Here is an 11,427-nt window from a genome sequence, read left to right as displayed (position 1 = left end):
GCCCCCGCGCGAACCCGTGGCGGCGCCTGCTGCGCGCCGCCCGCCCGCGCGGCACCCGCGCGCAGGTGCTGGCCGGGCTGCTCTGCGCGGCCCTCGGGTTCGGCGTCGTCGTGCAGGTGCGCCAGACCGACAGCGCCGGGCTGGAGGACCTGCGCGAGAACGACCTCGTGCGCATCCTGGACGACACCACCGAGCGCAGCGACCGGCTCGGCGAGGAGGTCCAGCAGCTGCAGGCCGCGCGCGACGAGCTCACGGCCGGCACCGACTCCGCCGAGGCGGCGGCCCGCGCGGCGCGGGCGCGCGCCGACTCCTACGGCCTGCTCGCGGGGACGCTGGCGGCGGCCGGCCCCGGCATCACCGCCACGATCACCGACCCCGGGGGCGCGGTCAGCGCCGCCCAGCTGCTGCAGACCGTCCAGGAGCTGCGCGACGCCGGTGCCGAGGCCCTGCAGATCGGCGCGACGCGCGTGGTGGCGAGCACGGCGTTCCTGGACTCCGCGGCCGCCGCGGGCGGTGGTGTCGTCGTCGACGGCCGGCTCGAGCAGCCGCCCTTCGTCGTGCGGGCCGTGGGCGACCCGCCGACGATGGCGACGGCCATGGACATCCCGGGCGGGGTGCGGGAGACGCTGCGGCAGCTGGGCGCCGAGCTGGTCGTCCAGACCTCGGACGACGTCGCGATCACCGCCTTGCACGCCGTCTCGGCGCCTCAGTACGCTCGCCCGGCGTCACCGGCGCCGTCCTAGCAGGCCCGCGTCAGCTGACGCGGGCCCGTGCCGGTCGGAGCGGGGGCGCCCGTGACCAGCACCGTGCGAGGAGAACCGATGTCCGACGTGCCCAGCGAGCTCCGCTACACCACCGAGCACGAGTGGGTGCGCGTCGAGGAGGACGGCACCGTGCGGGTCGGCATCACCGACCACGCCCAGGACGCGCTCGGCGACGTCGTCTACGTCTCGCTGCCCGCACCCGGTGAGGCCGTCACGGCCGGCGCCTCGTGCGGCGAGGTGGAGTCCACCAAGAGCGTCAGCGAGATCACGGCCCCCGTCGGCGGCACCGTGCTGGAGCACAACCCCGGGCTGGAGACGCGCCCGGACCTCGTCAACGCCGACCCCTACGGCGAGGGCTGGATGTTCACGCTGACCCCGGAGGACCCGGCCGCGGTGCAGGGCCTGCTCGACGCGGACGCCTACCGCGCGCACGCCGGCTGACGGCGCGCCGGGCCGCTCGCGGCCCTCCGCTGCGGCGGGTCCCCCGTCCGGGTGGACCTGCGGTGGAGGTGGAGGGTCGTCAGCGGCCCCGGCTACGCTGTGCTCAGTGATCGTCGCGGTGCCGACGCGGGACGGGAGCAGCCGTCCGGCCCGGTGGGGGTGCCGCGCAAGCTCTCCGGAGGGTGGTGCGATGTCGTCGTCAGGGAACTCGGCGCCGGACGCGGGTCAGGGTCGTCCCGAGCCGGACGGCTCCACGGGCGAGGAGCGTCCCGTCGACTCGACGATGTCCTTCGCGGGCCTCGCCGTGCCCGAGGTGCACGAGGTCGAGGGCGGGTTGTCCAGCGATGACCAGGAGGCCGTCGACGCCCTGCCGCACGCGTCCGCGCTGCTCGTGGTGCGCCGCGGGCCCAACGCGGGCTCGCGCTTCCTGCTCGACGCGGAGCGGACCTCGGCGGGCCGCCACCCCACGAGCGACATCTTCCTCGACGACGTCACGGTCTCGCGCAAGCACGCGGAGTTCGTCCGCTCGCCCGACCCGGTGACGGGGCCGGGCTTCCGCGTGCGCGACGTGGGCAGCCTCAACGGCACCTACGTCAACCGCGAGCGCATCGACGACGCCCTGCTCCGCTCGGGCGACGAGGTGCAGATCGGCAAGTACCGCATGGACTTCCACGCCGGCCCGGACGCGGACCGCGAGGAGCCCCGGGAGTGAGCCAGGCCGCCTCGCGCGCCGAGCGCCTCGACCCCGGGGCGCCGCGGATGACGATCGGCGAGGTCCTGGCCGTGCTGTCCCCGGAGTTCGGTGACGTCACGATCTCCAAGATCCGCTTCCTCGAGGACCGCGGGCTGGTCGAGCCGGAGCGCACGGCGGCGGGCTACCGGAAGTTCTCCACGCGCGACGTGGAGCGGCTGCGCTACGTGCTCGCCGCCCAGCGCGACCACTACCTGCCGCTGAAGGTCATCCGCGAGCACCTCGACGCGATGGACCGGGGCCTGGAGCCGCCGCCGCTGCCCGGCGCCGAACCCCGCGTGCCGCAGGTCGTGCCGCGCGACGACGTCCCCGCCGCCGACCGCTTCGACGGCCGCGCGGCCAGCCTGCGGCTGACCCGGGCCGAGCTGCTGCGCGACTCCGGCGTCGAGGAGGACCTGCTGAGCGCCCTGGAGGGCTTCGGCGTCCTCGCCCCCGCCCCCGGCGGCCCCTGGTACGACGGCGAGGCGCTGGAGGTCCTGCGCTCGGCGGCGGCCCTGGCCTCCTTCGGCATCGAGGCGCGGCACCTGCGCATGTTCCGGACGGCCGCGGAGCGCGAGGTGGGCCTCGCCGAGCAGGTCGTCGCCCCCCTGCAGCGCCAGCGGGGCGGCGAGTCCGCCACGCGCGCCGAGGACGTGGCCCGCGAGATCTCGGCCGCCTGCCTGCGCCTGCACGCCGCGCTGGTCGCCAGCGCGCTCGGCCGCCTCGCGGGCTGAGCCGCACCGGCGGCTCCTCCCCGGCGGCTCTTCTCCAGCGGGTGCACGGCCACCGGCCCGGGCTGCGGCGGCGAGCCGGGGGGAGCGGGGTACGGTGACGACGTGCGCGCGCTCGATGTCATCGGCGTCCGGGTCGAGATGCCTTCCAACAACCCCATCGTGCTCCTGCGGGAACGTGGCGGAGACCGCTACCTGCCGATCTGGATCGGTGCTCCCGAGGCCAGTGCGATCGCCTTCGCCCAGCAGGGCGTCGTCCCTCCGCGGCCGCTGACGCACGACCTGCTCAAGGACGTGATCGAGGCGCTCGGCCGGACGCTGCAGGAGGTCCGCATCGTCGCGATGCGCGACAACGTCTACTTCGCCGAGCTGGTCTTCGACGGCGGCCTGTCCGTCAGCTCGCGGACCTCCGACGCGATCGCCCTCGCCCTGCGCGTGGGCTGCCCCATCGTCGGAGCCGACGAGGTCCTCGACTCCGGCGGCGTCCCCGTGCCCGACGAGGACGAGGACGAGGTCGAGAAGTTCCGCGAGTTCCTCGACCAGATCACCCCCGAGGACTTCGAGTCCGACGAGGGCGGCGACGCTCCCCGCTGAGCCCGGTCACCGGCCGGCGGGCGGTGTCCGGGGAGGTGTCGAGAGACACGTCGGGCTCCGCGCCGCGCGCCTCGTTGACGCTCCGGGGGTGCCGCCATACGGTCGGTGTGCAGGACGCTCCTCGTCGTACCTCGACGGGCGGCGAACGACGAGGAGGCCGGCGTGAGCAGTGGCGGCGACGCAGTCGCAGGGTCGGCACGACGGGCGGGTGAGCCCGCCCGTGCCCAGGGCCTGCTGTTCACGGAGGACCTGCCCGACCTCGACGACGACGTCGGCTACCGCGGCCAGACCGCGTGCAAGGCCGCCGGCATCACCTACCGCCAGCTCGACTACTGGGCCCGCACGGGCCTCGTCGAGCCCAGCGTCCGCAGCGCGACCGGGTCGGGCTCGCAGCGCCTGTACGGCTTCCGCGACATCCTCGTGCTCAAGGTCGTCAAGCGGCTCCTGGACACCGGGGTCTCGCTGCACCAGATCCGCACCGCCGTCACGCACCTGCGCGAGCGCGGGGTCGAGGACCTCGCCCAGATCACGCTCATGAGCGACGGCGCCAGCGTCTACGAGTGCACGTCCGCGGACGAGGTCATCGACCTCGTGCAGGGCGGTCAGGGCGTCTTCGGCATCGCCGTCGGCCGGGTGTGGCGCGAGGTCGAGGGCGAGCTGGCGTCGCTGCCCAGCGAGCGGCCCGCCGACCGCGGCGAGACCGTGTCGCCCGCGATGGTCCTGGCCGACGAGCTGAGCGCCCGTCGCCGCACGCGCGAAGCGGGCTGACACCGCTCCCGCCGAGCACCACCCGGACCGCCGCCACCCCACCGGGGTGCGGCGGTTCGTCCGTTCCAGCGGTTCTAGACCCGCCGGGCGGTCAGTCCAGCAGGTGGGCGTTGCGCATGGCCCGCAGCGCGAAGGGGTCCACGACCCAGTCGTGCGCGTCGGGCAGCCAGTGCACGGCCGCGAGCAGCGAGTCCGCCCACGTGCCCAGCAGCTCCTCGAGGCTGACGCGCCACGCGTGCTGGTAGCTCTCGCCGTCGTCGGCGAGCACGAGCTGCTCCACGCGCGCCGGGCCGGAGCCGAGCCGCACGGCGATGAGCTCCTCGTCGCGCGCGAACAGCGGCAGCAGCCCGGGCGGCGCCGGGGCACCCACCACGGAGGAGCCGGTGCGCTCGAGGGCGTCGGCGAGGCGCAGCGGCACCCAGCCGCCGGGCCCGACCGTCGGGGCCTGCGCGCGGTAGCGGCTGCTGCGGTAGGGGTCCACGCCGTCCACGCGGCGCCACCAGGCGCGGGCCCCGGGGGGCACGGGCAGCCCGAGGCGGTGCTCGGCCGCGTCGAGGGCGGCCTCGTCCACGCCGGGGCGCAGCCGGCCGGCGATGTCGGCCCCGGTGCGCGTCCAGTGCCGGCGCAGCTCGTCGACGAGGTGGTTGACGCGCCGCACCTCCTCGTCCGAAGACTCCTGCCCGCCGGCTGGGAGGACGGGCGCGGCCACGGCGGGGGTGAACGCGACGGGGGACACGAAGGGTGTGGCGACGACGGGGGGCGCGACGACGGGGGGCGCGACCACGGGCGGCGCCACGACGGGGGAGACGACCGGGACCCGGGCGTCGGGCGACGGGGTGGCGGCGGCGTCCGCCGCGCGGGCGACGGGCACCACGCGCGGGCGGCCGTTCGACGGGAGCGTCACTGGACCTCCTCCGTTCCCGCGCGCGGCGCGGGAGAAGCGGGGACGAGCGGGACGGGTGGTCTGCGGTGAGCCGCCGTCCTTCGTGACTGACGGTAAGCGCTGCCGCGGTGGTCCGCCATCCGACGGCCGGGGCGGCCGTCCGGTTCCCCGGCGGGGCGAACCGGTTGCCGCAGTGCGGGACCGGCGGGGGGCCGGGACACGGCGGCGCGGCGTCTCACGCGGGTGCGAGGAGGCGGTCGAGGACCGCGGCGAACGCGTCGCTCAGCGCCAGCGCTCCCGCGCCACGCAGCGTGTGCAGCGGGACGCCCGCGCCCTGCGCCTGGGGGATCGCCACCCGGTCGGGCAGCGGGTCGAGCACGAGGTCGCCGAACAGGGTGCGCAGCTCCTCCAGGCGGAAGCGCTGCTCCTGCGAGCGGGACTGGTAGCGGTTGACGAGGACGCCCACGGGCCGCGGGCCGGAGCGCAGCGCGCGGACCTCGCGCAGCGTGCGGTCGACGGCCGCGACCGAGAACCGGCTCGCGTCGGAGACGACGAGAACCAGGTCGCTGGCCGCCCACGCGCAGCGGGTCAGGCCGCCCAGCGACGGCGGGCAGTCCAGCAGCGCCAGGTCGTGGTCGTCGAGCTTGCGCAGCGCCCGGCGCAGCCGCGTGAGGTCCTCGGCGGCGGGGGCGGGCACGTCGAGCAGGGCGGACTCCGCCGAGCCGGTGACCACGTCGAGCAGCCCCGGCTGCTCCTGCACCCAGCCGCTGGGGGCCAGGGCGCTCTCCGCGACGCGCCGCTTGGGCAGGGCCAGCACGTCCGCGACGGAGTGCGGCCGCTGGGCGGTGACATCGAGGCCGCTCGTGGCGTCGGCCTGCGGGTCCAGGTCCACGACGAGGGTGCTGGTGTGGCGGCGCAGCGCCGCCGAGGCCAGGCCGAGGACCACCGAGGTCTTGCCGACGCCGCCCTTGGCGCTGCAGACGGCCACGGTGATCACCGGGACAACCTACGCGGCGCGGCGGGGCGCCCGGGACCGCGGTCCCGCGAGCAGCAGCGGGAGGCGGGCCGACGCGCCCGGCCGGGTGGCGCCCGCGCGACCGCCTGCGCCGCGTGGCCTAGGCTGAGGCACGGCCGTCCATCCCGCGCGGGAGAGTCCCCGGTTCGTCCGGGGCGCCGAAGGGGCAACATCCCCGGAACCTCTCAGGCCACCGGACCGCGCGGAGCAGGCCGCTCTGGAGATCCCTCGCGGGTCGACAGACGGGGAGGTCCGTCGCTCGATCGCCGACCTCCGGAGACGTCCATGACCACCGCCCCCACCCGTCGACCCACCGCGACGGCGCTCGCCAGCGACGCGTCGCCGCTGCCGTTCAGCGCCCGTCACATCGGGCCCGACCCGGCCGCGGTCGCCCGCATGCTCGAGGTCGTCGGCCTCGCCTCCACCGAGGAGCTCGTCGCGCAGGCCGTGCCGGCCGCGATCCGCGACGAGACCCTGGACCTGCCCGCCGCCCTCGACGAGTCCTCCGTGACCGCCGCGCTGCGGGTGCTGGCCGGCCGCAACCAGGTCGTGCCGTCGATGATCGGCCTGGGCTACCACGGCACGCGCACGCCTGCCGTCGTGCGGCGCAACGTCCTGGAGGACCCGGCCTGGTACACGGCGTACACGCCGTACCAGCCGGAGATCTCGCAGGGCCGCCTCGAGGCGCTGCTGAACTTCCAGACCGCCGTCGCCGACCTCACGGGCCTCGACGTCGCCAACGCGTCGCTCCTGGACGAGGCCACCGCGGCCGCCGAGGCGATGACCCTGACCCGGCGGCTGTCCAAGGCCCCCGCCGGCGCGGTCTTCGCGGTCGACGCCGACGTCCTGCCGCAGACCCTCGCCGTGCTGCGCACGCGCGCCGTCCCGCTGGGCATCGACCTGGTGATGGTCTCCCTCGACGACGCCGACCCGCTGGCGGTCGTCGGCGAGCGCGGCGTCTTCGGCGTGCTGCTGCAGTACCCCGGCACCTCCGGCCGGGTCCGCGACCTCACGGCCGTGGCGGCCGACGCCCGTGCGCGCGGTGCCCTCACCGTCGCCACGGCCGACCTGCTGGCCCTCGCGCTGCTGCGCGCCCCCGGCGAGCTCGGCATCGACGTCGCGGTCGGCTCGAGCCAGCGCTTCGGCGTCCCGATGGGCGGCGGTGGCCCCCACGCGGGCTACATGGCCGTGCGCAAGGGCCTCGAGCGCTCGCTGCCCGGCCGCCTGGTCGGCGTCTCGGTCGACGCCGACGGGGCGCCCGCCTACCGCCTCGCCCTGCAGACCCGCGAGCAGCACATCCGCCGCGACAAGGCGACGAGCAACATCTGCACCGCGCAGGTCCTGCTGGCCGTCATGGCCGGCTGCTACGCCGTGTGGCACGGCCCGGACGGGATCCGCGCCATCGCCGCCCGCACGGCCCGCACCGCGGCCGGCCTGGCCCGCACGCTGCGCGAAGCGGGCGTCGAGGTCGTGCACGACGAGTTCTTCGACACCGTCCTGACGCGCGTCCCGGGCCGCGCCGGCGAGGTCGTGGCCGCGGCCCTGGCCGCCGGCGTGAACCTGCGCCACGTCGACGCCGACCACGTCGCGCTGACGGTGGACGAGACGACGTCCGCGGCGCACCTCGCCGCCGCGCTCACCGGCTTCGGCGTGGAGCAGGACGCCGCGACGGCGCTCGACCCCGACGTCGAGGCCGCCGGCGTGGACGCGCTGCCCGACGCGCTGCGCCGCACCAGCGACTACCTGACCCACCCGGTGTTCTCCGCGCACCGCTCGGAGACGGCGATGCTGCGCTACCTGCGCCGGCTCTCCGACGCCGACTACGCGCTCGACCGCGGCGCGATCCCGCTGGGCTCCTGCACCATGAAGCTCAACGCGACCACCGAGCTCGAGCCGATCTCCTGGCCCGAGTTCGCCGACCTGCACCCCTACGCCCCGGCCGCCCAGCTGGCCGGGACGGCGGAGCTGGTCGCCGACCTCGAGCGCTGGCTGGCCGAGATCACCGGCTACGACGCGGTGTCCCTGCAGCCCAACGCCGGTTCCCAGGGCGAGTTCGCCGGGCTGCTCGCGATCCGCGCCTACCACCGCGCGCGCGGCGCGGAGGCCCGCACGGTCTGCCTCATCCCGAGCTCGGCGCACGGCACGAACGCCGCCAGCGCCGTCATGGCGGGCCTGAAGGTCGTCGTCGTCGCGTGCGACGAGGCCGGCAACGTCGACCTCGACGACCTGCGCCGCAAGGTGTCCGAGCACGCCGACGACCTCGCGGCCCTCATGGTCACCTACCCCTCGACGCACGGCGTCTACGAGGAGGCCATCAGCGAGGTCTGCGCGCTGGTGCACGACGCGGGCGGTCAGGTCTACGTCGACGGCGCGAACCTCAACGCCCTCGTCGGCCTCGCCCGGCCCGGCAAGTTCGGCGCCGACGTCTCGCACCTGAACCTGCACAAGACGTTCTGCATCCCCCACGGCGGGGGCGGCCCGGGCGTCGGCCCGGTCGCGGTGCGCAGCCACCTCGCGGAGTTCCTGCCCTCCACGACGCTCGAGACCACCTCGGGCGTCGGCCCGGTCGCCGCGGCGCCCAACGGTTCCGCGGGGATCCTGCCCATCTCGTGGGCGTACCTGCGGCTCATGGGGCCCGAGGGGCTGCGCGCGGCCACGGTCCAGGCCGTGCTGTCGGCGAACTACGTCGCGACGCGGCTGACCGAGGCGTTCCCGGTCCTGTACCGCGGGCCGAACGGGCTCGTGGCCCACGAGTGCATCCTCGACCTGCGGCCGATGACGAAGGCCACGGGCGTCACGGTCGACGACGTCGCGAAGCGGCTCGTGGACTACGGGTTCCACTCCCCGACGATGTCGTTCCCGGTGCCGGGCACGCTCATGGTGGAGCCCACCGAGAGCGAGGACCTCGACGAGCTGGACCGGTTCTGCGACGCGATGCTCGCCATCGCGGCCGAGGTGCAGGACGTCGCGGACGGCCGCTGGGCCGTCGCCGACTCCCCGCTGCGCCACGCCCCGCACACGGCGATGTCGATCGCGGGGGAGTGGGACCACCCCTACACGCGGGCCGAGGCCGTCTACCCCGCGGGCGTCGACCCGCGCGGGAAGTACTGGCCGCCGGTGCGCCGCATCGACGGGGCCGCGGGCGACCGCAACCTCGTCTGCTCCTGCCCGCCGCTGGAGGAGCTGGCCGAGGGCTGAGGCGCCCACCGCACGCACGACCGACCGCGCCCGGCCGGGGGCTGGACCCCCGGCCGGGCGCGGGCGCATCCTGGCGTCGTGCGCCGCGGCCGTCCGGGCCCGGCGCGGCGGCGCAGGAGGCAGCGGTGAGCGGTACGACGGAGGAACCCGCGGAGCGGGCGACGGCGCCCGTGGACTGGAACGCGTCGGTCATCGCGGAGTTCCGGGCGAACGAGGGCCGCGTCGGCGGGCCGTTCGAGGGGGCGCCCATGGTCCTCGTGCACCACGCGGGCCGGCGCAGCGGCACGGAGCGCGTCTCGCCGATGGTCTACCAGCCGGTGGGCGGCGGGTACGCCGTCTTCGCCTCCAAGGCCGGCGCCCCCACCCACCCGGACTGGTACCACAACCTCCTCGCCCACCCCGAGACCACGGCCGAGGTCGGCACCGAGACCGTGCCGGTGCACGTGCGCGAGCTCACGGGCGACGAGCGCACCGAGGTGTGGGAGGAGCAGAAGCGGCGCATGCCCGGCTTCGCGGACTACGAGACGAAGGCCGCGCCCCGCGTGATCCCCGTCCTCCTCCTGGAACCCACCGCCTGAGCCGTCCCCACCCCCCGTTCCCCCCGATCCGCGCCTCGCCCGACCGGGGGGCCTCCCCGACCCGCGCCCGGGCCGACGCCTAGGATCGAGCAGAGGGGAGGACGACGATGGAGTTCCTGGACTCGCTGCTGGACCGCAGCTGGCTGATCTGGATCGCGGCGGCCCTCGTGCTGGGCGTCCTCGAGATCACGGCGATCGACCTCGTGTTCGCGATGCTCGCGGGCGGCGCGCTCGCCGGGGCGCTCGCCGACGCCCTCGGGCTGGGCTTCGTCGGGCAGGTCCTCGTCTCCGCGGCCGTGGCCGGCCTGCTCATCGCCACCATCCGCCCGGTGCTGCTGCGGCGGCTGAAGATGCCGCCGTCCGGCACGACCAACGCGCCCGCCCTGGTGGGGCGGCCCGCGCTCGTCCTGTCCGACGTCACCGTCCGCGGTGGGCTCGTGAAGCTCGTGGGCGAGACGTGGTCGGCGCGCACCACGACGGCGGGGCAGACCTTCGCCGCGGGCGACGATGTCGTCGTCACCGCCATCGACGGGGCCACCGCGGTGGTCGGCCCCCTCCACCCGGGCCCGGCCCCCGGGGCACCGCACGCAACCGAGGGGGAGTCCTGATGGACAACATCGTGACGCTGGTCGTCCTGCTGCTGGTCGTCCTGTTCGTCGTCACCGTCATCGCCCGCACCATCCGGATCGTCTCCCAGGCGACGGCGGTGATCGTCGAGCGCCTCGGCCGCTACTCCCGGACCCTGGACGCGGGCCTGCACTTCCTGGTCCCGTTCATCGACAAGGTCCGCGCGAACGTCGACCTGCGCGAGCAGGTCGTCTCGTTCCCGCCGCAGACGGTCATCACCTCCGACAACCTCGTCGTGAGCATCGACTCGGTCATCTACTACCAGCCGACCGACCCCAAGTCGGCGACCTACGAGATCGCCAACTACATCCAGGCGATCGAGCAGCTGACCGTCACCACCCTGCGCAACGTCGTGGGTTCCCTCGACCTCGAGCAGACGCTGACCAGCCGCGACCAGATCAACGGCCAGCTGCGCGGGGTCCTGGACGAGGCCACGGGCCGGTGGGGGATCCGCGTGAACCGCGTGGAGCTCAAGGCCATCGACCCGCCGCCCAGCGTGCAGGACTCGATGGAGAAGCAGATGCGCGCCGAGCGCGACCGCCGCGCGGCGATCCTCAACGCGGAGGGCCTCAAGCAGTCGCAGATCCTCACCGCCGAGGGCGAGAAGCAGTCCTCGATCCTGCGCGCCGAGGGTTCCGCGCAGGCCGCGATCCTGCGGGCGCAGGGTGAGTCGCGGGCCATCACCCAGGTGTTCGACGCCATCCACCGCGGCGACCCGGACCCGAAGCTGCTCGCCTACCAGTACCTGCAGGTCCTGCCGCAGATCGCCCGCGGCGACGCGAACAAGGTCTGGATCGTGCCGTCCGAGCTGAGCGACGCGCTCAAGGGCTTCGGCAACATGTTCTCGGGCAGGGTCGACGACACGCCCTCGCGGCCGGCGGCGCCCGGCGACGTCGAGCACGCGGCGCCGGACTTCGAGGAGCCGGTCCTCGAGGACCCGGCCCAGGCGCTGGCCCGCGCGCGCGCCGAGGCCGCCGGGGCGAGCGCCGAGGCCGAGGGCGCGACCCGGGCCGTCAGCGGCGAGCCCCTGCGCTGAGACGACCTCCCCGTGGTCGTGCCGATCGCCCCGGCCCGACCACGGGGGAGAGGGTTCGGCGT

The 11,427-nt window shown here is 75.5% G+C and carries 12 protein-coding genes and 1 riboswitch; of the genes, 10 read left to right on the top strand and 2 right to left on the bottom strand.

The features are described from left to right. The 6 genes from F1544_RS19115 to F1544_RS19090 form a co-directional block, all read left to right on the top strand. A partial coding sequence (locus tag F1544_RS19115) for a DUF881 domain-containing protein (RefSeq protein ID WP_167587725.1) occupies positions 1–743 on the top strand: 743 nt, incomplete at its 5' end. Positions 744–821: 78 nt separating this feature from the next. After that, positions 822–1,205 (top strand): glycine cleavage system protein GcvH, encoded by a 384-nt coding sequence (gene gcvH, locus F1544_RS19110; RefSeq protein ID WP_167587724.1) that lies wholly within the window; start codon positions 822–824, stop codon positions 1,203–1,205. Positions 1,206–1,395: 190 nt separating this feature from the next. Further along, on the top strand, positions 1,396–1,917 hold the full coding sequence (locus F1544_RS19105) for an FHA domain-containing protein (protein ID WP_280114942.1): 522 nt from the start codon (positions 1,396–1,398) through the stop codon (positions 1,915–1,917). A gap of 47 nt (positions 1,918–1,964) precedes the next feature. Further along, positions 1,965–2,669, top strand: a complete 705-nt coding sequence (gene ftsR, locus F1544_RS19100; protein WP_167587730.1) for a transcriptional regulator FtsR — start codon at positions 1,965–1,967, stop codon at positions 2,667–2,669. Between the two features lie 102 nt (positions 2,670–2,771). Then, positions 2,772–3,260, top strand: a complete 489-nt coding sequence (locus tag F1544_RS19095) for a bifunctional nuclease family protein (RefSeq protein WP_167587723.1) — start codon at positions 2,772–2,774, stop codon at positions 3,258–3,260. A 162-nt stretch (positions 3,261–3,422) separates the two neighbouring features. Then, positions 3,423–4,028, top strand: coding sequence for a MerR family transcriptional regulator (locus F1544_RS19090; RefSeq protein WP_167587722.1), 606 nt, complete (start codon positions 3,423–3,425; stop codon positions 4,026–4,028). A 91-nt stretch (positions 4,029–4,119) separates the two neighbouring features. Here the strand turns inward: F1544_RS19090 and F1544_RS19085 are convergent, their stop codons facing one another. Then, a complete protein-coding gene (locus F1544_RS19085; RefSeq protein WP_167587721.1) occupies positions 4,120–4,932 on the bottom strand; it encodes an SMI1/KNR4 family protein in 813 nt (270 codons plus the stop codon). A gap of 214 nt (positions 4,933–5,146) precedes the next feature. Then, positions 5,147–5,908 (bottom strand): ParA family protein, encoded by a 762-nt coding sequence (locus F1544_RS19080; RefSeq protein WP_167587720.1) that lies wholly within the window; start codon positions 5,906–5,908, stop codon positions 5,147–5,149. A gap of 138 nt (positions 5,909–6,046) precedes the next feature. Further along, positions 6,047–6,137: riboswitch (glycine riboswitch) on the top strand. A 74-nt stretch (positions 6,138–6,211) separates the two neighbouring features. Here F1544_RS19080 and gcvP point away from each other — a divergent pair. The 4 genes from gcvP to F1544_RS19060 all read left to right on the top strand — a co-directional run bounded on the left by gcvP (position 6,212) and on the right by F1544_RS19060 (position 11,365). Then, positions 6,212–9,124 (top strand): aminomethyl-transferring glycine dehydrogenase, encoded by a 2,913-nt coding sequence (gene gcvP, locus F1544_RS19075; RefSeq protein WP_167587719.1) that lies wholly within the window; start codon positions 6,212–6,214, stop codon positions 9,122–9,124. A 125-nt stretch (positions 9,125–9,249) separates the two neighbouring features. After that, positions 9,250–9,702, top strand: a complete 453-nt coding sequence (locus F1544_RS25580) for a nitroreductase/quinone reductase family protein (protein WP_308470189.1) — start codon at positions 9,250–9,252, stop codon at positions 9,700–9,702. Positions 9,703–9,809: 107 nt separating this feature from the next. Beyond that, positions 9,810–10,310, top strand: a complete 501-nt coding sequence (locus F1544_RS19065; protein WP_167587718.1) for an NfeD family protein — start codon at positions 9,810–9,812, stop codon at positions 10,308–10,310. Then, the gene (locus tag F1544_RS19060) at positions 10,310–11,365 is read left to right on the top strand and encodes an SPFH domain-containing protein (RefSeq protein ID WP_167587717.1); all 1,056 of its coding nucleotides are present in this window, start codon (positions 10,310–10,312) and stop codon (positions 11,363–11,365) included. Before F1544_RS19065 ends, F1544_RS19060 begins: the two co-directional genes overlap by 1 nt. Positions 11,366–11,427 lie beyond the last annotated feature (62 nt).

The organism is Kineococcus rubinsiae (assembly GCF_011839805.1).
GTDB lineage: Bacteria > Actinomycetota > Actinomycetes > Actinomycetales > Kineococcaceae > Kineococcus > Kineococcus rubinsiae.
This window is presented reverse-complemented; position numbering and strand designations above follow the sequence as displayed.

Excerpts from the sequence above, each read along its gene's own strand:
- gcvH (WP_167587724.1), top strand. The coding sequence starts at position 822 with ATGTCCGACGTGCCCAGCGAGCTCCGCTACACCACCGAGCACGAGTGG.
- F1544_RS19105 (WP_280114942.1), top strand. The coding sequence starts at position 1,396 with ATGTCGTCGTCAGGGAACTCGGCGCCGGACGCGGGTCAGGGTCGTCCC.
- ftsR (WP_167587730.1), top strand. The coding sequence starts at position 1,965 with ATGACGATCGGCGAGGTCCTGGCCGTGCTGTCCCCGGAGTTCGGTGAC.
- gcvP (WP_167587719.1), top strand. The coding sequence starts at position 6,212 with ATGACCACCGCCCCCACCCGTCGACCCACCGCGACGGCGCTCGCCAGC.
- F1544_RS19065 (WP_167587718.1), top strand. The coding sequence starts at position 9,810 with ATGGAGTTCCTGGACTCGCTGCTGGACCGCAGCTGGCTGATCTGGATC.
- F1544_RS19060 (WP_167587717.1), top strand. The coding sequence starts at position 10,310 with ATGGACAACATCGTGACGCTGGTCGTCCTGCTGCTGGTCGTCCTGTTC.